The following is a 22,428-nucleotide window of genomic DNA, read 5'->3' as shown; positions in this document are numbered from 1 at the left end:
TGTATAATAGGGCGTCTTAGAGCTGTTAGTTTCGGATGAAATATTTCAGTAACTATAATATGTAGTATATGTAATAATGGGGGGATATCTTTGCATCTTAAAAGGTTAGAAATTCAGGGATTTAAATCCTTTGCTAATAAAATAGAAATTAACTTTGAGTCGGGCATAACCGGTGTTGTTGGACCTAATGGTAGCGGTAAAAGTAATATTTCAGATTCTATACGTTGGGTACTTGGAGAACAAAGTGCTAAAACCCTTAGGGGAAGTAAGATGGAGGATGTTATTTTCTCTGGAACTACTAGTCGTAAGCCCTTAGGTATGGCAGAGGTATCAATTACACTGGACAATAGTTCTAAAGCCCTACCGATTGATTATGGTGAGGTAACAATTACGAGGAGAGTCTATAGATCAGGAGAAAGTGAATATTATTTAAATAAATCTTCCTGTCGTCTTAAGGATGTACGGGAGCTGTTAATGGATACTGGAATTGGAAAAGATGGATATTCTATAATTGGGCAAGGTAAGATTGATGAAATACTTAGTAATAAATCAGAAGATAGAAGGCAAATTTTTGAAGAGGCAGCTGGTATAGTTAAGTATAAAACTAGAAAAGACGAAGCTGAAAAAAAATTATCTTCTACAAAGGAAAATTTACTAAGAGTTTTAGATATACTAAATGAACTAGAAGGTCAGTTAGGTCCTTTAGAGAAGCAGAGCACTAAGGCAAAAAAGTTTAAGGTATTAAAAGAAAAACTATTAAAATTGGAAGTGAATCTTTTTATTAAGGAAATAGACAAAATAGATGATGAACTAAAACATATATATGAACAGATAAATGTACTAAAAAAATCTATTGAAGAACAACAGGGACAAAAACAATTTTATACTTCTAACTTGGAAGATTTAGAAAAGGTAATTAGCCAGTATGATATGGAGATATCTAATAAGCAAGATGAATACTATAATGTCCAGAAAATGATTGAAAAAATAGAAGGGCAGATCAATTTAAAAAAAGAAAAGTCTAATAATAATGATTTAAACATAGAAAGAATTAAATTAGAAATAAAGGAGATTCAAGATACTCAAGCTGATGTTTCTAAAAAACTTGAAGAAAAACTAAAAGATTTTAAAGAAGTATGTATCGATTTAGATGATATTAAAGAGCGCCTTAATAATCAAAATAAAGAATATAATAATCTATATAATATCAATTCTCAAAAAGAAAAGGACTTAGAGGATTGTAAAACCTTTATTATAGATACCATTAACGAAATATCTGATCGAAAAAGTGAATCTAAAAGCTTAAAAACTTTGTTAGACACAATGGAAGAACGGATGGAACAAGTAAGCTTGGAGTATAGTGGACATAAAGAACAAATTGTAGAAAAAACCAAAGAGCTTAGCCTTCTTAATAATAGTTTACAGGAACTAGAAAAGGATAATAAAAGTATTGGAAATGATGTTATAGAAAAGAGTAATAAGAAAAATAGTTTAATAAAAAAGTTAAATGAAGTTTCAAGTGAGGTTAATGAACTTCAAAACCAAGGCAGGAATAAAGAAACTAGAAAAAACATTATAGAAGATATGGAAAAAGAACATGAGGGTTTTAATAAAAGTGTAAAAAACATACTAGTTGCCTGTGATAAAAACAAGGAACTAGGAAAAGGTGTATTTGGCGCAGTAGCAGATTTAATTCAAGTACCAAAAGGATATGAGATATCAATAGAGACTGCTTTAGGACCAGCTCTTCAGTATATCGTAAGTGAAGATGAGAGGGATGGAAAGCGATTAATTGAATACTTAAAAAAATATAACTTAGGTAGAATTACGGTTTTGCCATTAACAACTGTACAAGAACGATTTATTACTAATGATGAACTAAATATTGTTAGAAACTTTAAGGATGCTGAAATAGCTTTTGATGTAATTACATTTGATGAAGAGTTTAAAAACATTTTTTCTAGCCTATTATCAAGGGTATTAATTGTTCCGAACTTAGATAGGGGAATAGAAATTGCGAAGTTACTTAAACATAAATTTAAGATAGTAACCTTGGATGGGGATGTGTTAAATATTGGGGGTTCTTTAACTGGTGGAAGCATTTCTAGTAAAAGTAATAGTATTTTGGGGAGAAAAAGAGAATTAGAGGATTTAATCATAGAAATAGATATTATTAAAGATAAATTAAATATAAAGACAGAAGAGTATGCTAAACTGGACAAAGAAATAAATACTATTGCAGATGAAATAGATTTATTAAACACAAATTTACAAGAAAACCGAATTAAACTTGCTACTTTGTATAGTAATATAGAACAATGTGCCAAAGAGAAAAGTAGATTAGAAAATCTATATAAGCACTCTGAAAATGAAATTGGGCAAATAGAAAATACAAAGCAAGAAACTACAAGCAGGTATATAGCACTTGAAGGCGAAATAAAAAATTTAGAACTGGAAATTGAAAGTACTAAAACTAAAGCAAATGAAAATCAACAGGAATTAGTAGAAAAAAAACAACAACTAGACAGTATAAATAGTACACTTACTGAGTATAAGGTACAACTGGCGACTGTAGAGGAACAAAAAAAGGCGTTTTTACAAGATATCGAACGGTTACAGCAATCTATTAAGAATAATGAAATAGCTTTAGAAAATAAAGAAGATCAATTAAAAGAAAATAACAAAATAAATGTACTTTGTGAAGACGAGATTAGTAGCCTAGCTAGTGAATTAAATAAATTGTCATTGAAATTAAGAACATACGAAGATGAATTAAAAGAACATAGATCAAATAAAGAAACATATCAGGTTAAAGAGGTAGAAGTTAAAAGGTTATTAAAACAAGTAGAGTCGGTTTTATTAGAATTACAGGAGAGTATCCATAAACTAGATGTTAAGAGAACTAGGTTAGAGATGCAACAACAGAGCTTTTATACCAAACTGTGGGATGAATATGAATTAACCTATAACGAAGCTTTAGGTGTTAAAGAAGAAATTTCAGATATCAGTAATACAAGTAAAGAAATAAAGATATTAAAGGATCAAATAAAGGGTCTTGGCACCGTAAATATAGATTCTATAGATGAATATGAAAAGGTGAAGGAAAGATATGATTTTCTAAAGGGGCAGCAGGAAGATCTTAGTCAGGCGCAACAATCATTAGTTAAAGTAATTAGTGATATGGAACAAACTATGCAGAAACAATTTATAGATCAGTTTAAGATTATTAAGGAGAATTTTAATAATGTTTTTGTTAAGCTATTTGGTGGAGGTAAGGCTGATCTTATTTTGGAAAATGAGGAAGATGTATTAGAATGTGGCATTGATATAATAGCTCAGCCTCCAGGAAAAAAACTGCAAACATTATCTCTTTTATCCGGTGGAGAAAGGGCCTTAACAGCAATATCTTTATTATTTGCAATCTTATTAGTAAAGCCAAGTCCATTCTGTATATTAGATGAGATAGAAGCTGCGCTGGATGATGCTAACGTTTATAGATACGCACAATTTTTAGAAGAGTTGTCTGAAGATACTCAGTTTATCGTTGTTACTCATAGAAAGGGAACAATGGAAAGTGCGGATGCGCTATATGGAGTAACCATGCAGGATAGTGGTATATCAAGCTTAGTTTCAGTAAAACTCTCAGATAATAAAAAAGATGAAATAGCAAGTTAGGAGGAGTATTATGTTTAAAAAGTTTATTGATAAGCTTACAGGAAAAGATAAGAAAAAAGAATATTTGACTAAAGTAGAAGAAAATAATGAGGTTAATGAAGATAAAAAAAATGATGAACAAGATGAACAAGTCGAAGATTATTTTAATGAGGAAGAAGCATTTCAGGAAATAATTGAAGAGAACGTGGATGACGAAACTAAGCTAGAGGAAGTTGAGGAAACAGAGGAAACAGAGGAAACAGAGGAAACAGAGGAAACAGAGGAGCTCCAAGAAGAAGTGCAGGAAAAAACTGATATATTTGAGTTAGAAGATATAGAGATCGAAATAGAAGAAAAAATAGAGTTAGATGAAGTACAAGAAGAAGTAGAAGAGGAAAATGAAGAAGTAGAAGAAGAAATAGAAGAAGAAATAGAAGAAGTGAAGGAAACAAAGTCTAAATTTAATTTATTCAAAAGACTAAAAGAAGGGCTTTCTAAAACAAAAAGTGGTATTACGGATAGGGTGGATAACTTACTTAAATCCTATAAAAAAATAGATGAAGATTTATTTGAAGAACTTGAGGAAATTCTAATTACTTCTGATATGGGTGTTCAAACAACTATGGAAATAGTAGATGGCTTAAGAGATAGAGTTAGAAAGGAAAAAGTTTCTGATCCTATTCAAGTAAAAGAGCTACTTATGGAAAAACTAACAGAAATATTAGAAGATCTACCAGGCTCTGAAATTAAAATTGAACCGTCACCTGCAATTATACTTGTAGTAGGAGTAAATGGAGTTGGTAAAACAACTTCCATTGGAAAGATGGCTCATCGTTTTAAAAGCGAAGGTAAAAAAGTGTTGTTGGCTGCTGGTGATACATTTAGGGCTGCTGCTATTGATCAATTAAAAATTTGGGGAGATAGGGTTGGGGTCGATGTAATAAGACACCAAGAAGAGGCAGATCCTGCTGCTGTTATATATGATGCTATTCAGGCGGCAAAGGCCCGAAACATTGACGTTCTTATATGCGATACTGCTGGTAGACTTCATAATAAAAAGAACTTAATGAATGAGTTAGGTAAAATATTTAAGGTTGTGGATAGGGAGTATGATGGTGCCACAAAGGAAATATTGCTAGTGCTAGATGCTACTACAGGTCAAAACGCTGTGCAACAAGCAAAAACTTTTAAAGAGGTAGCCCAAATTACTGGCCTTGTATTAACAAAGCTAGATGGAACTGCAAAGGGAGGAGTGGTTGTAGGTATAAGTAGAGAATTAAATGTTCCTGTTAAATTAATAGGTGTTGGAGAAAAAATGGAAGACTTGCAAGAATTTAACCCTCAAACTTTTGTTAAGGCAATATTTGGAGAAGAAGAATAAAATGCTTGACATAGGATTATTTTTATTATAAAATTACATCTGTAAAGTGAATATACTTTACAGATAACTAATAGGAAGTGCTGATATGTTACAAAAAACAGTTGAAATTTCGCTTTTGTATGATTTTTATAATCAAATGTTGACTGAAAAGCAAAGGGATATAGTAGATCTTTATTATAATCAAGATCTGTCTCTAGGTGAAATAGCTGATGAATTTAATATATCTAGACAAGCTGTTTATGATATGTTAAAAAGAACAGAAAAACTTTTATATCAGTACGAAGAAAAACTTGGTTTTATAAACTTATTGCAGACTAAAAATGGAAAAATCTTAACAATATTAGATAAAGTAATTGATTTAGAAAATGGACTAAACCTAAGTTCTTCTTCAGAACAATTACAAAAACAAATTAATGAAATTAAGCATGAATTAGATAGTTTTCTAAATAATTAAGCCCTGAGAAGGGAGGTATAAGGATGGTTTTTGAAGGTTTAGCAGAAAAGCTTCAAGATACGTTTAAAAGATTAAAGGGTAAAGGTAAACTAACAGAAAAAGATGTAACAGAAGCTATGAGAGAAGTGAGACTTGCACTTTTAGAGGCGGATGTTAACTTTAAGGTTGTTAAAGAATTTGTAAACAAGGTTAAGGAAAGATCTATAGGATCTGAGGTACTAGAGAGCTTAACTCCAGCTCAACAGGTTATTAAAATAGTAAATGATGAATTGACTGATTTGATGGGGAAAGCTCAAAGTAAGATTAACTTTTCATCTAAGCCTCCTACAATTATTATGCTTGTAGGTTTACAAGGTGCAGGTAAAACAACTACGACAGGTAAGTTAGCTGGTATGCTAAAAAAACAAGGAAAGCGACCTCTCTTAATAGCAGGTGACGTATATAGACCGGCTGCTATTAAACAGCTACAAGTTGTAGGAGAGAAGGTAGGAGTTCCTGTTTTTACAATGGGAGACAAACAAAGTCCTGTAGATATTGCTAAAGCTGGTATAGACCATGGTGTTAATCATGGTAATGATGTTGTTTTAATAGATACTGCAGGTAGACTTCATATTGATGAAAATCTTATGGGAGAACTTCAAGATATAAAATCTACGGTGAAACCTCATGAAATTCTTTTAGTAGTAGACTCGATGACTGGACAAGATGCAGTAAATGTAGCGGAACACTTTAATGAAAAACTGGGTATCGATGGAGTTATTTTAACAAAGTTAGATGGAGATACCCGTGGCGGTGCTGCATTATCTGTTAGAGCTGTTACTAATAAACCAATTAAGTTTGCTGGACTTGGAGAAAAACTTGATGATTTAGAACCATTTCACCCTGATAGAATGGCTTCAAGAATTTTAGGAATGGGTGATATGCTTAGTCTTATAGAAAAGGCACAGGAAAATTTTGACGCTAAAAAAGCTAAAGAGCTTGAAAACAAAATTAAGAATCAGCAGTTTACTTTTGATGACTTTCTTGATCAGTTGCAGCAGGTACAACAGATGGGATCTATAAGTCAGTTACTTGAAATGATCCCTGGTATGGGTGGTAAGCAACTCAAAAATTTAGATGTAGATGAGAAAGAGCTAGTATATGTTAAAGCAATTATTCAGTCTATGACTAAAGACGAAAGACAAAACCCGAGCATTATTAATGGAAGTAGAAGAAAGAGAATTGCAATAGGTAGTGGAACTTCTGTTCAGCAAGTAAACAAACTACTTAAACAATTTGACCAAACTAGAAAAATGATGAAACAGTTTACTGATATGGGTAAAACAGCGAAAAAAGGTGGAAAGTTTAAGATGCCTTTCTTCGGTAGATAATAAGCTTTATTTTTTAAAGGAGGTGAAAAAATGGCAGTTAAAATTAGATTAAAAAGAATGGGTGCACACAAAAAACCTTTCTATAGAATAGTTGTTGCTGATGCAAGATCTCCAAGAGATGGAAGATTTATTGAGGAAATCGGATATTATAATCCAGTTTCTGAACCTAAAGAAATCAAAATCAACAATGAAAAAGCAGAAAAATGGTTAAAAAATGGTGCGCAACCAACAGACACAGTAAAAGACTTATTTAAAAAGAATGGCATCATTGAGTAATTCCTTAATTAGGGGGTATATAAATGGGTCATTTAGTAGAAGTTATTGCTAAAGGATTAGTAGATAATCCTGACCAGGTAACTGTTACTGAAGTAGAAGGAAATCAATCTATTATTATAGAACTTAAAGTTGCCCCAGAGGATATGGGGAAGGTAATTGGTAAGCAGGGAAGAATTGCTAAGGCAATTAGAACGGTTGTTAAAGCTGCTGCCACAAAACAAAATAAAAGAGTAATTGTTGAAATTATTCAGTAAGGATTAGGGAAACCTAGTCCTTATTATATATATAATATGTTTTAAATATTGACTACAGTGTTTATAATGATACTAAATGATTTATTTGAGAAAAGGGTGTATGTATCTATGAAAAACATGCTACGAGTAGGCAAAATAACTAATACTCATGGTATAAGAGGAGATGTGAAGGTACTTCCTCTTACGGATTATATGGAGCGTTTTGAGGAACTTGAATGGATTTATATAGATGGTTATAGAGAAAAGTTTTATATAGAGAATATAAAATATAAGCCGACTCTTGTTATTCTATCATTTAAAGGATATGAAGATATAAATTTAGTCGAAAAATTTAAGGATAAATATCTACTTATCGATGAAACGCAACGAAGAGATTTGCCGGAGGATACTTATTATATTGCAGATATTATTGGACTTGATGTATATACAGTAAAAGATGAATATGTTGGCAAGGTAAAGGATATAATCCAAACAGGTTCTAGCGAGGTTTATATTATAAAAGGTACAGATAATAAGGAAATTATGATACCGGCAGTTAAGGAGTTTATACCTGAAATTTCTTTAGACAAGAGAAAAATAGTTATTGATCCTATTGAAGGAATGATAGAATGATTATAAAGGTTATGACTTTGTTCCCAGAGATGTTTGTAGGTCCTTTGGGAAATAGCATTATTCAACGAGCAAAGGAAAATGGAATTGTTGATATTGCGTATATTAATATGCGTGATTATGCTGATAATAAGCATAAAAAGGTAGACGATTATCCGTATGGAGGAGGCCCTGGTATGGTTATGACTCCACAACCGATTTTTGATTGCTATAATAATATAGTGGACACATTAGTCACAGAAGAAAACCAAAGACCAAGGGTTATTTATCTGTCTCCAAAAGGTAAAACATTTGATCAACAGATGGCAATTGAACTTTCTAAGGAAAAGAGTATAGTAATGATTTGTGGCCATTATGAAGGAATTGATCAAAGAGTAATAGATGAAATTGTAACTGATGAAATTTCTATAGGAGATTATGTATTAACAGGAGGCGAAATACCAGCTATGGTTATTATAGATGCTATAGCTAGATTAGTTCCTGGTGTATTATCTCAAGATCAATCTTTTGAAGAAGAAAGTTTTTATTCTGGATTGTTGGAATATCCACAGTATACTAGGCCAAAAGATTTTAGAGGACTTATTGTCCCAGATATACTTACTTCCGGAGATCATAAAAAGATAGAAGAGTGGAGAAGAAGAGAGTCTTTAAAGTTAACTATTGAAAGACGACCAGACTTGCTAAAGGGTGTAGAACTTAGTAAAAAAGATGAGGCTTTTTTGGAGAGCATTAAAGAAGAAAAATAAATGAAATATTCGCCAATTATATATTGTTATATTTTTATAACTATGATATAATCTACAAGGTAGAACGGACGGTCCTCTATATAGGATTAATATATGAACGTCTACGATGGAAGGAGGGACAACTATGGATATTTTAAAAACACTTACAAACGAACAATTAAAGAAAGATGTTGCTGATTTTAATACTGGGGATACTGTTAAAGTACACGTTAAAATTAAAGAAGGTAACAGAGAGAGAATTCAGATATTTGAAGGTATCGTAATTAAGAGACAAGGCGGTGGAATCGCCGAAACTTTTACAGTTAGAAGAATAGCTTCTGGTGTAGGAGTTGAGAGAACATTCCCTGTACACTCTCCTAGAGTTGAAAAAGTTGAAGTAACAAGAAGAGGTCAAGTTAGAAGAGCTAAACTTTACTATCTACGTGATAGAGTCGGTAAAGCTGCGTTTAAGATCAAAGAAAAGAAGAAATATTAATGTAAAGGGGCTGATATTCAGTCCCTTTATTGTTTATAATATTATATAATATTGTATTATAGGAGGAGTGGGAGTAATGAATATTAACTGGTATCCAGGGCATATGAAAAAAACTAGAGAGTTAATAAAGGAACAGTTAAAGCTTGTAGATGTGGTCTATGAGTTGCTTGATGCTCGTATACCACTGAGTAGTAAGAATCCTGATATTGATGGAATTATAGGTAACAAACCTAAGGTTATTATACTTAATAAGATTGACCTAGCAGATCCACAGATTACATCTAAATGGGTAAACTACTTTAAAGAAGAAGGTATGACGGTAATACCAGTTAATACTATAACTGGTGAAGGCATAAGGCAAGTAATAGAAGAAAGTCAAAATGCAATAAAGGAAAAAATGGATGCACTAATTAAGAAAGGTAGAAAAGCCAGACCAGCTAGAATAATGATTGCTGGGATACCAAATGTAGGAAAATCATCATTGATTAATAAATTGGCGGGAAGAAAGAGCACACAAACTGGAGATAGACCAGGAGTAACTAAAGGAAAGCAATGGATTAGATTAAAAGGTGATATGGAACTATTGGATACACCAGGTATATTGTGGCCAAAGTTTGAAGACCCTATTGTTGCTCAAAATTTAGCGTTTTCTGGGGCTATTAAAGATGAAATAATGGATACTGAAACATTAGCCTATAAATTATTAGAGATTTTATGGAATGATCATAAAGAAAAGGTAATTGAAAGATATAAGATTAATGAAGAATATAATTCGACTATAGATATAATGGACCATATTTCAAGAAATAGAGGTTGTATTTTAAAAGGTGACGAAATTGACTATTCAAGAATATCTAACATTATATTAGATGAGTTTAGGTCTGGAAAAATCGGGCGTATTTCATTAGAACGCCCGTAATTCTTAAAAAGTAAATACTAAAGGGGTGATTACATGCCAACATTAGATATTGAAAGCACAATATGGAATACGGGACATAATTATATAGCCTGTTGTGATGAGGTAGGCAGGGGATGTTTATTTGGTTCTGTTTTGGCTGCAGCAGTAATTATGCCAAAAGGTTTAATTATAGATGGTGTTAAAGATTCTAAAAAGTTATCTCCTAAAAAACGAGAACAATTGTATGAAATTATTAAAGAGAAATCTATAGCTATAGGAGTAGGAACAGTTTCTGCGGAGATTATAGATAAGATTAATATAAAGAATGCTACTAGGTTAGCTATGAAAAAAGCAATTTTGTCTATTAAAGATAAATGTGAAAATAGCATTACTCCAGACTACATATTAATTGATGCAGAGAAAATTGATTTACCTATTCCTCAAATGGCTATTGTTAAAGGTGATGATATTAGTCATGGTATAGCTGCCTCTTCTATAGTAGCTAAGGTACTAAGGGATCGACTTTGTGAAAGATGGCATATGGAGTATCCTAACTATAATATTAAACAAAATAAAGGCTATGGGACTAAGGCCCATAGAGAAGCATTGAAGCAGTATGGCATAAGTCCGATGCATAGAATATCATTTTTGAGCAAAATATTATAGTTGATACTAAATATGGGAGATAGTATTATGAAAATAAAATTAGGTTTGATAGGGGAACAATTGGCTGTAAATTATATTAGAGATAATGGCTATTATATTCTGGATCGGAATTATCGTACTAGGCTTGGAGAGTTAGATATAATTGCTAAAAAAGATAATATTATTGCATTTATAGAAGTAAAAACTAGAACCTCAAATACATATGGAATGCCTTCGGAAGCTGTTAATTACAGAAAACAGAAAACAATACAAAGACTATCTCAGCAGTATATATTGCATAAAAAGCTGAATAATACTTGTTGTCACTATAGATTTGATGTAATAGAAGTAAAGATAATAGGTAAAAAATACAAAATAGACCATATTGAAAATGCATTTTAATTACAGCAGCTATGCTGCTTCTTAAAAAAAATTTACAAAAAATTAAGAAAATTAAAGGAAAAAAACTTTATATATAGAATCAGTTTATATAATTTATTGTAGAATAGAAGAATAGGAAGTGGATTTATGTTAGCTAAGGTAAAAACCTGCTGCATAACAGGTCTAATTGTTACTATGATCGAAGTGGAAGTAGATATAGCCAATGGGTTACCAAATGTAAATGTTGTTGGACTTCCTGATACGTCTATAAAGGAATCTAAAGAAAGAGTAAGAGCTGCCATAAAAAATAGTGAGTTTGACTTTCCCTTAAAAAGAATTACAATTAACTTATCACCAGCAGATACTAAAAAAGAAGGAAGTCATTTTGATCTGCCTATTGCCTTAGGGATTTTAGGTGCATCTATGCAAATTCCTTTAGATGAATTAGATCATACATTGGTACTGGGAGAACTATCTTTAGATGGAAAAATTAATAAAGTAAGTGGTGTGCTCCCTATGCTATTACAAATGTATCACGAGGGTATTAAGAGGGTGATAGTTCCTGACGGAAATCTAGAGGAGGCAAAAATTGTTGATGATATAGAAATAATTGCCGCTAAAAATTTAAACGATATAGCACTCCATCTTAAACGAGAAGATAGAATATATAGTTGTATGGGATCTTCCAACTATGAGTATAAGACAGAAATTGTGACTGAAGACTTTAAAGATCTCCAAGGGCAGGAAAATTTAAAAAGGGGATTAGAAATAGCTGCATCTGGAAATCATAATTTACTAATGATAGGTCCACCCGGGTCTGGTAAAACAATGGCGGCTAGAAGATTACCATCAATACTTCCTAAATTAACCTTTCATGAGGCTCTAGAAATTACTAAGATATATAGTGTTGCTGGGTTACTTAATTCTGATGAAGGGTTAGTCAGTTACAGACCCTTTCGTTCTCCACATCATACTAGTTCGCTAGTTGCTTTAACAGGTGGTGGAAGAATTCCTAAACCAGGGGAGGTTTCTTTGAGTCATTATGGTGTTCTATTTCTTGATGAATTACCAGAATTCAATAAATCAACTTTAGAAGTATTAAGACAGCCCTTAGAAGATAGAACTATACACATATCAAGAATAAATGGATCCTATACCTATCCAGCAGATTTTATGCTGCTAGCTGCAATGAACCCTTGTCCATGTGGTTATTATGGCACTAATTCTGGTCAGGAGTGTAGTTGTACCCCGTATCAGATAAATAGATATGTAGGTAAAATATCAGGTCCTCTTATGGACCGTATAGATATAATTGTTGAAACTTCAGCTGTAGACTATAATGACTTGATTAGTGATAAAAATGTAGAATCATCTAAGGATATAAGATTTCGTGTAGAGAAAGCTAGAGAAATTCAACTAGAAAGATATAAAAAAACTAAGTATTTATTTAATTCTCAACTAAATGGAGCATCAATAAAAAAATACTGCTCATTAACGCCTTCTTCAGAACGATTAATGAATTTAGCTTTTGATAAAATGAAATTAAGTGCTAGAGGTTATAGCAGGATTTTAAAGGTAGCAAGAACTATCGCAGATTTAGGCGACAGCGATGTTATTTGTGAAGATCATTTGGCTGAAGCTTTACAGTATAGAAATCTAAGTGGATTAATATTCAAATAATTATGTTGAGAAAACAGGATGGCTATACATTATTATGCAAATTCAACACAATAGATTTATTATTTTTTCTATATAGTATATAATTAATACTGTGTAAAAAACAGGTTAAACCTTTATTCAGAAGAAACATCAAAAAGCACAGTATCTTTTTCTACATTCAAAAGTATCACTTATTTCATTAAAATCATAGATTTAAAATAATTTGCTTCAAACAAAGCAATATTTGGGGGAAATAATATGGAGTTGAAAGAAAAAGAAATTATTGTATGGTTAAGTTATATAGAAGGCATTACTAATAAAGATATTAGAAATTTAGTGGATTATTTTCATAACCTTGAAGATATTTGGGTAGCAGACGAAAAACATATTAGTAATGCATTGAATAAACGTAGAATAATTATGGATAAAATTATAAAAAATAGGAATGAGCAATTTATCACTAAAATTTTAAAAAATTTAGATGATAACAATATACTTCCTTTAACAATTTTTGATGATAAATATCCTTCTAAACTTAAAAACATATATGATCCCCCTTGTGTAATATATATAAAAGGAAACAAAATTAAATTTGACGTACCTTTAATAGCTATAGTTGGTTCTAGGAAGTCAACACCCTACGGCAGATGGGCAGCCTATCAGTTTGCAAGAGAGCTAACAAAATGGGATGTTGGAATTATAAGTGGATTAGCTTTAGGTATAGATACATATGGACATAAGGGAGCATTAGAGTCTGATGGCTATACTATCGGTGTTTTAGGATGTGGATTAGATCAGTGTTATCCAGCTTCTAATAGAAATCTAATGGACAAGATGGTTGTAGATGGTTGTATTATTTCAGAATATTGCCTAGGGATGCCACCATTAAAGTATAACTTTCCAGCAAGAAATCGAATTGTTAGCGGGTTATCTGATGGTGTAATAGTAATTGAAGCATCTGAGAACAGCGGAGCATTAATTACTGTAGAATATGCGTTGGATCAAGGAAAAGATGTTTATGCTCTACCTGGTAATATTAATAATATGCAAAGTAAAGGATCTAATAAACTGATTAGGGATGGTGCTAGGATCTTACTTGAGGTTGATGATGTGATTGAAAATCTTAAGTATAAATACTCATTAGGAAAAAAGAGTTTAGAAGAATCCTCAAAAATAGAACTAAGTAAATTAGAATCCTTGATATATGAAATAATAAAAAGAAGACCCATAAATATTGATTTAATTATAAATGAAACAGGAATTAAGGCATCTGAATTGAATCCTATTTTAACTATATTAGAAGTTAAAGGTTATATAAGCCAGATGCCGGGTAAGACATTTACAGTATCCAAATAAATTGATATAATGTAAAGACTTGATTTTGTCTAATAATTCCAGAGGAAAATCACAGCATAATGGAGGTGTATGAATTGGCAAAATCTTTAGTAATTGTTGAATCGCCAGCAAAAGCAAAAACCATAGAAAAGTTCTTAGGAAAAAATTATGTTGTAAAAGCATCGGTGGGACATATTATTGATTTACCTAAAAGTAAACTCGGAGTTGATATAGATAATAATTTTGAACCGCAGTATATTACTATAAGAGGTAAAGGACCTGTTTTGAAGGAAATTAAGACTTTGGCTAAAAAGTCAAAGAATGTTTATTTAGCAACTGACCCTGATAGAGAAGGTGAAGCTATTTCATGGCACTTAGCAAGAGCTCTAGGTATAGAAGAGGATACATCCTGTAGAATCGAATTTAATGAAATTACAAAAACAGCTATTACTAATGCAATAAAGAAGCCTAGAGCAATTAATCGTGATTTAGTAGATGCTCAACAAGCGAGAAGAGTTTTAGACAGGCTAGTAGGATACCAAATTAGCCCCCTACTTTGGAAAAACGTTAGGAAGGGACTTAGTGCTGGTAGAGTACAGTCTGTGGCTACAAAGCTTATTATAGATAGAGAAGAAGAAATTAAAAATTTTAAACCAGAAGAGTATTGGAGTTTAAATCTAAATGTAGAAAATTCTAAAAAAGAAAAGTTTCAAGTTAAGTTTCAAATTGATAATTTAGGGAATAAAGAAATACATAGTGAGAAAGAAGTAAATAGGATTTTAAACACTGTAGGGGATAATAAGTTGACTGTTGCAAGTGTTAGAAAAGGCGAAAAAAAACGAAATCCTAATTTACCATTTACAACCAGTACCCTACAGCAGGAGGCTGCAAACAAATTAGGTTTCTCTACTAGAAAAACAATGTCTTTAGCACAACAACTATATGAAGGAATTGATATTGGAAAAGAGGGCACAGTAGGGTTAATTACTTATATTAGAACTGACTCCACTAGAATATCTAATGAGGCTACTGAATTAGTTAAAAAGTATATTAATGAAGTTATCGGCGATAAGTATGGGAATAAGGAAGCTAAGAATCAAAAAGAAGATAAGAGTAAAAAAAGTGTTCAAGATGCCCATGAAGCTATTAGACCTACTTATGTTTATAAGCATCCTGATATTATTAAGTCTTCATTAACAAAGGATCAACACCTACTTTATAAATTGATTTGGGAGCGGTATGTTTCTAGTAATATGGCTCCAGCCTTATATGATACGTTATCTGTGGATTTAAGTATAAACGAAGTAATTTTCAAAGCCACAGGATCTAGGCTGAAGTTTGATGGGTTCCTAAAAGTATATAGTTATGCTAATACATCAGAAAATGTAGATTTGCCCATTTTGAACGAGGGAGAGAAAATTAGTATTCTTGAAAAGTTGCCTAAACAACACTATACACAACCGCCAGCTAGATATACAGAGGCATCTTTGGTTAGAACAATGGAGGAATTAGGAATAGGAAGGCCTAGTACTTATTCCCCAACTATATCTACAATACTTTCTAGAGGATATGTTGAAAAAGAAGGCAAGAATTTAGTAGCTACTGAATTAGGATATATTATAAATGAAATATTAGAGGAATACTTTTCTAAGGTTATTGATGTTAATTTTACAGCGGACCTAGAACAAAGTTTAGACCACATAGAAGAGAATGGACATGATTGGAAGAAACTTATTTCAGAGTTTTATAATGAATTTCATGTAATGTTAGCCTATGCAGAAGAGCATATGGAACAAATTGATTTTGTAGAGGAAAGCGATGAAGAGTGTAAAAATTGTGGAGCTATAATGTTGATTAAACATGGTAGATATGGAAAATTTTTAGCTTGCTCAAACTATCCTGAATGCGAGGAAACAAAACCTTTTCTTCATAAAATAGGAGTAAGTTGCCCAAAATGCGAAGATGGCGAAGTGATAGAGCGAAGATCGAAAAAAGGGAGACTTTTTTATGGATGTAGCAATTTTCCAAAGTGTAGATTTGTATCTTGGAGCAGACCTATTGATAAAAAATGCCCTCAGTGCAACAATATATTGGTACATAAGAAAAATAAAAAAAGTGAAAAAATTATGTGTAGCGATAAAGATTGTAAATATGAGTATGGGATTGAAAATTAAAAATTTTCTTATTTAATAAAATATATATTGAAACAAAATAATAGTTGTGATAATATTGCTAATGTGCTTATATTCAAACTGCTATGGAAAGATATGGGAATATTTAAAAAAATCTATAATTTAACTAACTGTGTTATATTTATTGTTAAATATTAATTAAATAAATTTAAACAAGTACAGTGAGTATAGAAAGTCGATTTTTAGAAAAAGCTATAAATAATATAGCTAGATTAGTAATTTGTATTATATAAAGGGTTATTGTATTATGATTAGATTATTTCCTACATAGGATAAAAGCATAGACTAATATTAAACTATAACATTTAAAATGAAGTTTTCTAAGGAGGAAGAATAATGAGTAGTGGTACATTATTAGAAAAAACAAGGAGAATTAACAAAATTTTGCAACAATCAGGAGACGTTACTATTTCATTTAATGAGTTATGCAGGATTTTAAGTGAAGTTTTAGATGCAAACGTATATGTAGCTAGCTCAAAGGGTAAAGTACTAGGTGTTAGTTTAACAGATACTTCGGATTGTCCTATTGTTGCTGATGACAAAACAGGCGAAAAAAGATTTCCAGATGAGTATAACCAGCAGTTATTATCTGTAAATGAAACCAGATCCAATATTACTAAAGATGAGCTTCTAACATTCTTTAAGTACGATATTGATAGTTACGAAAAGTTAGTGACTATTGTTCCTATAAACGGTAGTGGCCAACGTCTTGGTACTCTTGTTTTAGCTAGATTCGATAGAGCCTTTAATGAAGATGATCTAGTAATGGCTGAGTATAGCTCGACAGTAGTAGGATTGGAAATTATAAGATCAGAATCTGATGCTATTGAAGAAGAAGCTAGAAAGAAAGCAGTAGTTCAAATGGCAATAGGAACACTATCCTATTCAGAACTAGAGGCTGTTGAACACATATTTAATGAATTAGAAGGAGAAGAAGGATTATTAGTGGCTAGTAAAATTGCTGATCGTGTTGGAATTACACGTTCTGTTATAGTAAATGCCCTAAGAAAATTCGAAAGTGCTGGAGTAATCGAATCGAGATCCTTAGGTATGAAGGGAACACATATTAGAATTTTAAATGATCATCTTCTTAACGAATTAAGAAAGTTAAAAAGATAGTTATATATCTTAATTAAATGAAATTAAAACATGAAAATACTAGCTGTGTATATTTAAAAACAGCTAGTATTTTCATGTTGTAATACAATAATGAATCCTATATTGTCTATATATTCATAAAAATAATGTGACATTCCTACATCTAAATTATAAGGCCTAAATTTTAACAATATTGTGGTAGTACTTGGGTCCTAAAAGTTGAAAAACCTAAAAAAAAAGAGGATTTTAGCTGATTTTGTCAAATAAATTATGTATAATCAATATGAGGTTTTAAACAATGGTCTATAGAGATGATGCATTTAATCATATTTCATATGTCCGTTACTCTGTAAAATCTTTATTATTGTTGTAAGATGATGTATACTTAGTTAAAAAGAAAGTTGGTTAAATGATACAAAACATGAAAAATATCGAAATATATCGATGGAGGGAAATATGTATAATAATATTAATATTCTATCAAAAGCTTTAGATGCTTCATGGAAGCGTAATGAAATAATTACAAATAATATTGCTAATGCAGAGACACCCAACTTTAAAAAGTCACAAGTAGTTTTTGAAGATATTTTAAAAGATAGTTTGGCAGAAGAAAAATTAAAAGGAGCTGTTACAAACCCAAAACATATACATATAAACGGGGGAAATATTGAGGAGCTAAAATATAAAATAAAAACTGAAGATAGTTTTAGTACTCGAAGAGATAAAAACAATGTGGACATTGATGTGGAAATGGCAGAGAGAGCTAAAAATGAAATTTTATACAATACTTTAACAAGTAGAATGCAAAGTGGATTTCAAAAAATAAAATTTGTTATTAATGAAGGGAGGTAGGTATTAGTGTCAATTTTCAACTCGATTAATATTAGTGCTTCAGGATTAACAGCAGAAAGATTAAGGATGGATATAGTTACAAAAAATATAGCTAATGCTAATACAACAAGAACAGCTAATGGCACTCCATATAGAAGACAAGTGGCTATATTCAAAAGCAAGGATAACAACATGCCCTTTTCTGAGTATCTTAGACGATCAAACGGGAAAGCATCAAATTTAACAGGGGTGGAGATATCGTCAATTCAAAATGATTCGTCACCATATAAAAAAGTTTATGAACCTGGACATCCAGACGCTGATGAAAGTGGATATGTATTAATGCCAAATGTAGATATAGTTACTGAAATGGCGAATATGATTTCGGCAACTAGAGCATACGAGGCCAATGTTACAGCATTAAACGGAACAAAAAGTATGGCTCTTAAAGCTTTAGAAATCGGTAAATAAAGGAGAAACATACAATGAAAATTAATAATATCAGTCAGCTTAATACAGTAAAGCTTGGATCTATAGATAATTATTCAGAAGAAACATCAAAAAGCACAGTATCTTTTTCTACATTTTTAAATGAGTCTTTGGAGAAAGTAAGCTCACTTGAAAAGGAATCAGAACAATATAGCTTAAAGTTAGCCACAGGTGAATTGGAAAACATACACGAGGCTATGATAGCAGCCCAAAAAGCCGATATTGCCCTTCAGCTAACTATGCAAATTAGAAATAAAGTTTTAGATGCATATAGAGAAATAATGAGGATGCAGATTTAATCGTAGCAGAAGAGAGGTGAGTTAATGTCAGATTCTTTAAGTCAGATTAAAAATCAACTAAATGACTACTTCCAGGGGCTTGAAAAAAAACAAAGGATTATGTTTTTCTCAGCCACGATTTTTACATTATTAGCACTAACTGGAATAATTTATTATTTTACCCGACCAGAATATATAGAATTATATAGAAATCTTGCTCCAGAGCAAACTGGTGCAATAGTGGAAACATTAGAGGGTAATAATATACGAGCTAAGATTGGTCAGACTAGTGGGACTGTTTTGGTGCCTAAGGCCGATGAAAAAAGAGCTCAAGTTGTAGTAGCTACCCAAGGATTACCATCAGCAAAGTTTTCCTTTGAAGATGCATTTTCTGGCAACTCGTTTATGATGACAAGTGAAGAACGATCGAAGCGTTACATATATGCTCTACAAAATTATCTGTCTAGCATAATAGAAGAAATACGTGGAGTTAAAAGCGCAGATGTCGCGTTGGTTGTGCCGGAAAAATCAGGCTTTATTATTAATAATAATCAAAGTGGAGCAAAAGCATCTGTAAGGCTAGACCTCGAAGGCAATGCCGTTTTAGATAGCAATAGTATAAATGGCATTGCTATTTTAGTGTCAAATGCTGTTGAAGGCCTTGAACCAGAGAATGTTACGATTCATGGAAGTGATGGTAGGGTATTAAACCAAAGAGTAGAAGAAAATTCGGATGTATTTAATTCAAATAGCAATATAGCATTGCAACAAAGTGTTAAAAATGAGCTTGAACGAAGTATTACTAATTTTTTATCTAATGTTTATGGACATGGAAATGTAGTTGTTATGGCTAATGTTAAATTAGATTTTGATAGTGAAGTAACAGAGATAAAAGAATTTGCACCGCCAATTGAAGGTGAAACCACAGGTATACCAAGAAGTATGCAGGAACTAAGACAAAATGTAAAAAATGGTGGGAATGGCGGGGCACCTGGAACTGATACCAATACAGAAGATATTCCTGAATATGTAGAGGGTGATGAAGATTACTCAACCTATTCTGAAGCAAGTAAGACAATTAACTATGAGATTAACGAATTGTATAAGAAAATTGTTAAGGCTCAAGGTCAGGTTAAGGATGTTACTGTAGCTGTTTTTCTTAATAGAGCAGCTCTAGCCGATGGGGATTTAACTGTAGAAGAAAAACAAGATTTAACTAATATAATATCAGCAGCCGCTGGATTAGATACAAAGGTAGTACAGGTTGGCGTTCAGGAGTTTAAAAATGCTTTTGATAGTACCGGAGATGATAACTTGTCAAAAACAACATCTGCAATGCCACCATTATGGGCAATAGGAATTATATTAGCTACTATTTTAGGCGCTACATACTTTATAGTAAGTAAAAATAGAAGATCTAAAGAAGAAATTATAGAACCTATTGAAGAAATGATTATACCAGATACTATACAAGAAATAGATTTGGAATTATCTGGATCTCAAGTTAAGCAGCAGATTGAAAAGTTGGTAAATAAAAAACCCGATGCGGTTGCACAACTTTTAAAGAATTGGCTGAATGAAGATTAGAGGTGAACATATGGCGAGAAGAGTGTCTAAAGGAGATATTACTGGAAGAGAAAAAGCTGCAATACTATTAATAAGCTTAGGACCAGAATACTCTGCTCAAATTTTCAAACATTTGAGTAATGAAGAAATAGAAGAACTTACATTAGAAATCGCAAATATGCGAAAAGTATCTCCTGAAGAAAAAGACAGGGTTTTAGATGAATTTTATGAAATATGTCTAGCACAAGAGTATATTTCTGAAGGTGGTATTAATTATGCTAAGGATGTGCTCGAAAAGGCTTTAGGGTCTCAGAAGGCAATGGATATTATAAATAAGCTAACAGCCTCTTTACAAGTTAAGCCATTTGATTTTGCTCGAAAGGCTGATCCGAGTCAATTGCTGAATTATATTCAAAATGAGCATCCACAAACAATTGCGCTAATACTTGCGTATTTATCCTCAGCCCAATCAGCACAAATATTATCTGCTTTACCTCAAGGAAAGCAGTCGGAAGTAGCACAAAGAATTGCTACTATGGATAGAACTTCACCTGAAGTCATTAGGGAAGTTGAAATGGTATTAGAAAGAAAACTGTCTTCTTTAGTTAACCAAGACTACACATCGGCAGGAGGTATACAGTCAATTGTGGATATACTTAACTCTGTTGATAGGGGTACAGAGAAGAATATTATGGATACATTAGAAATTCAAGATATAGAATTAGCTGAGGAAATTAGAAAGAGAATGTTTGTATTTGAAGATATCATTGGCTTGGATAGTACATCTATTCAAAGATTTATTAGAGATACTGATAATAAAGAATTAGCAGTGGCATTAAAGGGAGCAACCAAAGAAGTCGCCGATGTTATTTATGCTAATATGTCAAAACGTATGGCAGAAATGATAAAGGAAGATATGGACTTTATGGGACCTGTTAGACTAAGAGATGTAGAAGAGGCACAACAAAAAATAGTTAATATTATTAGGAGATTAGAAGAGGCAGGAGAAATCATCATTTCTCGAGGTGGGGGAGATGAAATAATTGTCTAGAGTATATAAAAGAAATGAAATTGTTTTAGGTGAAGAAAAAATGATTAAGCTTCAAATCAATCAAATAGTGAAGCATAGTGAAAATTTAGACAAACAAAAAGATGATCAAGTACAAGTAAATGAACAAATAAGTAAAGATGCTGAAGCAATAATGGATAAAGCAAAAAAAGATGCAGATAGCTTGCTAGAAAATGTAGAGTTAGAGTGCAATGAAATTCTCGGTAAGGCCCAAGAAGAAAGAGAAGCTATAATTTCAGAAGCTTATACAAAAGCTAGTGAAATTATAGAGGCTGCAAGAGAAGAAGGATATAGCAAAGGGATAGTGCAGGGTCAAGAGATAGGGCTAAAAGAAGTAGACTCTATAATTGAGGAAGCTAAAGAGATAAAGGAAAATGCATTGTTAGAAAAAAAGGCTATGGCTAAATCTTTAGAAAATGAAATAGTAGAATTGGTAATTTCATGCGTTAAGAAAGTTTTAAATTATGAATTAGAAAAAGAACATGCTTTATTGCTTAATCTTGTTGAAAAAGGTATTGAAAAGTGTACATATACAGATAGCTTAATAATTCGTGTAAGTACAAATGATCATGAAATAGTTAATTCATCTAAAAACAAAATATATATGATGACAGAAGGAATAGACACTATAGAAGTGAAAAAGGACCCAGCACTGGAAACTGGTAGTATTATTATTGAAACAACTTCAGGTACAGTAGATGCAAGTATTCAAACCCAAATAGCACAAATTGAACAAACATTTCATGATATTCTAAAAGGCGAGTGATA

22 protein-coding genes are annotated in these 22,428 nt (G+C 31.9%); all 22 read left to right on the top strand.

Annotated elements, in window-relative coordinates; all coding sequences use genetic code 11:
* The first annotated feature begins 90 nt into the window (after window positions 1-90).
* The 22 genes from smc (at window position 91) to HYG84_RS13820 (ending at window position 22,426) form a co-directional block, all read left to right on the top strand.
* On the top strand, window positions 91-3,675 hold the full coding sequence (smc, locus tag HYG84_RS13925) for a chromosome segregation protein SMC (RefSeq protein WP_212378227.1): 3,585 nt from the start codon (window positions 91-93) through the stop codon (window positions 3,673-3,675).
* A 10-nt stretch (window positions 3,676-3,685) separates the two neighbouring features.
* Window positions 3,686-5,035 carry a signal recognition particle-docking protein FtsY gene (ftsY, locus tag HYG84_RS13920; protein WP_212378225.1) on the top strand — a complete coding sequence of 450 codons (1,350 nt, stop codon included), beginning with the start codon at window positions 3,686-3,688 and terminating at the stop codon, window positions 5,033-5,035.
* A gap of 85 nt (window positions 5,036-5,120) precedes the next feature.
* Entirely contained in the window at window positions 5,121-5,489 is a 369-nt protein-coding gene (gene ylxM / locus HYG84_RS13915) for a YlxM family DNA-binding protein (RefSeq protein WP_212378223.1), read from the top strand.
* Between the two features lie 23 nt (window positions 5,490-5,512).
* Window positions 5,513-6,859 (top strand): signal recognition particle protein, encoded by a 1,347-nt coding sequence (gene ffh / locus HYG84_RS13910; protein WP_212378221.1) that lies wholly within the window; start codon window positions 5,513-5,515, stop codon window positions 6,857-6,859.
* Between the two features lie 30 nt (window positions 6,860-6,889).
* Window positions 6,890-7,135: a 30S ribosomal protein S16 gene (gene rpsP, locus HYG84_RS13905; protein ID WP_012159320.1), complete on the top strand. Its 246-nt coding sequence runs from the start codon at window positions 6,890-6,892 to the stop codon at window positions 7,133-7,135.
* A 23-nt stretch (window positions 7,136-7,158) separates the two neighbouring features.
* Window positions 7,159-7,389, top strand: a complete 231-nt coding sequence (locus tag HYG84_RS13900; RefSeq protein WP_212378219.1) for a KH domain-containing protein — start codon at window positions 7,159-7,161, stop codon at window positions 7,387-7,389.
* A 108-nt stretch (window positions 7,390-7,497) separates the two neighbouring features.
* Window positions 7,498-8,001, top strand: a complete 504-nt coding sequence (gene rimM / locus HYG84_RS13895) for a ribosome maturation factor RimM (RefSeq protein WP_212378217.1) — start codon at window positions 7,498-7,500, stop codon at window positions 7,999-8,001.
* Window positions 7,998-8,744, top strand: coding sequence for a tRNA (guanosine(37)-N1)-methyltransferase TrmD (gene trmD, locus HYG84_RS13890; protein WP_212378215.1), 747 nt, complete (start codon window positions 7,998-8,000; stop codon window positions 8,742-8,744). The genes rimM and trmD overlap by 4 nt, the downstream gene beginning before the upstream one ends.
* 124 nt (window positions 8,745-8,868) lie before the next feature.
* On the top strand, window positions 8,869-9,219 hold the full coding sequence (gene rplS, locus HYG84_RS13885) for a 50S ribosomal protein L19 (RefSeq protein WP_212378213.1): 351 nt from the start codon (window positions 8,869-8,871) through the stop codon (window positions 9,217-9,219).
* 76 nt (window positions 9,220-9,295) lie between these two features.
* Window positions 9,296-10,138, top strand: a complete 843-nt coding sequence (gene ylqF / locus HYG84_RS13880) for a ribosome biogenesis GTPase YlqF (RefSeq protein WP_212378211.1) — start codon at window positions 9,296-9,298, stop codon at window positions 10,136-10,138.
* A gap of 33 nt (window positions 10,139-10,171) precedes the next feature.
* Window positions 10,172-10,783, top strand: coding sequence for a ribonuclease HII (locus tag HYG84_RS13875; protein ID WP_212378209.1), 612 nt, complete (start codon window positions 10,172-10,174; stop codon window positions 10,781-10,783).
* A gap of 27 nt (window positions 10,784-10,810) precedes the next feature.
* The gene (locus HYG84_RS13870) at window positions 10,811-11,164 is read left to right on the top strand and encodes a YraN family protein (protein WP_212378207.1); all 354 of its coding nucleotides are present in this window, start codon (window positions 10,811-10,813) and stop codon (window positions 11,162-11,164) included.
* A gap of 126 nt (window positions 11,165-11,290) precedes the next feature.
* Window positions 11,291-12,823, top strand: coding sequence for a YifB family Mg chelatase-like AAA ATPase (locus HYG84_RS13865; RefSeq protein WP_212378205.1), 1,533 nt, complete (start codon window positions 11,291-11,293; stop codon window positions 12,821-12,823).
* 237 nt (window positions 12,824-13,060) lie between these two features.
* Entirely contained in the window at window positions 13,061-14,158 is a 1,098-nt protein-coding gene (gene dprA / locus HYG84_RS13860; protein ID WP_212378202.1) for a DNA-processing protein DprA, read from the top strand.
* 74 nt (window positions 14,159-14,232) lie between these two features.
* The gene (topA, locus tag HYG84_RS13855) at window positions 14,233-16,311 is read left to right on the top strand and encodes a type I DNA topoisomerase (protein WP_212378200.1); all 2,079 of its coding nucleotides are present in this window, start codon (window positions 14,233-14,235) and stop codon (window positions 16,309-16,311) included.
* Window positions 16,312-16,665: 354 nt separating this feature from the next.
* The gene (gene codY / locus HYG84_RS13850; protein WP_212378198.1) at window positions 16,666-17,448 is read left to right on the top strand and encodes a GTP-sensing pleiotropic transcriptional regulator CodY; all 783 of its coding nucleotides are present in this window, start codon (window positions 16,666-16,668) and stop codon (window positions 17,446-17,448) included.
* A gap of 435 nt (window positions 17,449-17,883) precedes the next feature.
* Window positions 17,884-18,279: a flagellar basal body rod protein FlgB gene (gene flgB / locus HYG84_RS13845; RefSeq protein WP_212378196.1), complete on the top strand. Its 396-nt coding sequence runs from the start codon at window positions 17,884-17,886 to the stop codon at window positions 18,277-18,279.
* A gap of 6 nt (window positions 18,280-18,285) precedes the next feature.
* Window positions 18,286-18,729: a flagellar basal body rod protein FlgC gene (gene flgC / locus HYG84_RS13840; protein WP_212378194.1), complete on the top strand. Its 444-nt coding sequence runs from the start codon at window positions 18,286-18,288 to the stop codon at window positions 18,727-18,729.
* 14 nt (window positions 18,730-18,743) lie between these two features.
* On the top strand, window positions 18,744-19,046 hold the full coding sequence (gene fliE, locus HYG84_RS13835) for a flagellar hook-basal body complex protein FliE (RefSeq protein ID WP_212378192.1): 303 nt from the start codon (window positions 18,744-18,746) through the stop codon (window positions 19,044-19,046).
* A 24-nt stretch (window positions 19,047-19,070) separates the two neighbouring features.
* On the top strand, window positions 19,071-20,612 hold the full coding sequence (gene fliF, locus HYG84_RS13830; RefSeq protein ID WP_212378190.1) for a flagellar basal-body MS-ring/collar protein FliF: 1,542 nt from the start codon (window positions 19,071-19,073) through the stop codon (window positions 20,610-20,612).
* 10 nt (window positions 20,613-20,622) lie between these two features.
* A complete protein-coding gene (gene fliG / locus HYG84_RS13825; RefSeq protein WP_212378188.1) occupies window positions 20,623-21,642 on the top strand; it encodes a flagellar motor switch protein FliG in 1,020 nt (339 codons plus the stop codon).
* On the top strand, window positions 21,635-22,426 hold the full coding sequence (locus HYG84_RS13820; RefSeq protein ID WP_212378186.1) for a FliH/SctL family protein: 792 nt from the start codon (window positions 21,635-21,637) through the stop codon (window positions 22,424-22,426). Before fliG ends, HYG84_RS13820 begins: the two co-directional genes overlap by 8 nt.
* Window positions 22,427-22,428 lie beyond the last annotated feature (2 nt).

Origin of the sequence: Alkaliphilus sp. B6464, assembly GCF_018141165.1 — a bacterium.
In the GTDB taxonomy this organism is placed as follows: Bacteria; Bacillota; Clostridia; order Peptostreptococcales; family Natronincolaceae; genus Alkaliphilus_B.
The sequence above is the reverse complement of the archived record's forward strand: the minus strand, read 5'-3'. Positions and strand labels throughout refer to the sequence as shown.

What these genes read in the sequence shown, in the direction of transcription:
- flgB (WP_212378196.1), top strand. Translation starts at nt 17,884, where the DNA reads ATGTATAATAATATTAATATTCTATCAAAAGCTTTAGATGCTTCATGG.
- ffh (WP_212378221.1), top strand. Translation starts at nt 5,513, where the DNA reads ATGGTTTTTGAAGGTTTAGCAGAAAAGCTTCAAGATACGTTTAAAAGA.
- HYG84_RS13865 (WP_212378205.1), top strand. Translation starts at nt 11,291, where the DNA reads ATGTTAGCTAAGGTAAAAACCTGCTGCATAACAGGTCTAATTGTTACT.
- ylxM (WP_212378223.1), top strand. Translation starts at nt 5,121, where the DNA reads ATGTTACAAAAAACAGTTGAAATTTCGCTTTTGTATGATTTTTATAAT.
- ylqF (WP_212378211.1), top strand. Translation starts at nt 9,296, where the DNA reads ATGAATATTAACTGGTATCCAGGGCATATGAAAAAAACTAGAGAGTTA.
- ftsY (WP_212378225.1), top strand. Translation starts at nt 3,686, where the DNA reads ATGTTTAAAAAGTTTATTGATAAGCTTACAGGAAAAGATAAGAAAAAA.
- rimM (WP_212378217.1), top strand. Translation starts at nt 7,498, where the DNA reads ATGAAAAACATGCTACGAGTAGGCAAAATAACTAATACTCATGGTATA.
- HYG84_RS13900 (WP_212378219.1), top strand. Translation starts at nt 7,159, where the DNA reads ATGGGTCATTTAGTAGAAGTTATTGCTAAAGGATTAGTAGATAATCCT.
- rpsP (WP_012159320.1), top strand. Translation starts at nt 6,890, where the DNA reads ATGGCAGTTAAAATTAGATTAAAAAGAATGGGTGCACACAAAAAACCT.
- HYG84_RS13870 (WP_212378207.1), top strand. Translation starts at nt 10,811, where the DNA reads ATGAAAATAAAATTAGGTTTGATAGGGGAACAATTGGCTGTAAATTAT.
- rplS (WP_212378213.1), top strand. Translation starts at nt 8,869, where the DNA reads ATGGATATTTTAAAAACACTTACAAACGAACAATTAAAGAAAGATGTT.
- fliF (WP_212378190.1), top strand. Translation starts at nt 19,071, where the DNA reads ATGTCAGATTCTTTAAGTCAGATTAAAAATCAACTAAATGACTACTTC.
- trmD (WP_212378215.1), top strand. Translation starts at nt 7,998, where the DNA reads ATGATTATAAAGGTTATGACTTTGTTCCCAGAGATGTTTGTAGGTCCT.
- dprA (WP_212378202.1), top strand. Translation starts at nt 13,061, where the DNA reads ATGGAGTTGAAAGAAAAAGAAATTATTGTATGGTTAAGTTATATAGAA.
- fliG (WP_212378188.1), top strand. Translation starts at nt 20,623, where the DNA reads ATGGCGAGAAGAGTGTCTAAAGGAGATATTACTGGAAGAGAAAAAGCT.
- codY (WP_212378198.1), top strand. Translation starts at nt 16,666, where the DNA reads ATGAGTAGTGGTACATTATTAGAAAAAACAAGGAGAATTAACAAAATT.
- fliE (WP_212378192.1), top strand. Translation starts at nt 18,744, where the DNA reads ATGAAAATTAATAATATCAGTCAGCTTAATACAGTAAAGCTTGGATCT.
- HYG84_RS13875 (WP_212378209.1), top strand. Translation starts at nt 10,172, where the DNA reads ATGCCAACATTAGATATTGAAAGCACAATATGGAATACGGGACATAAT.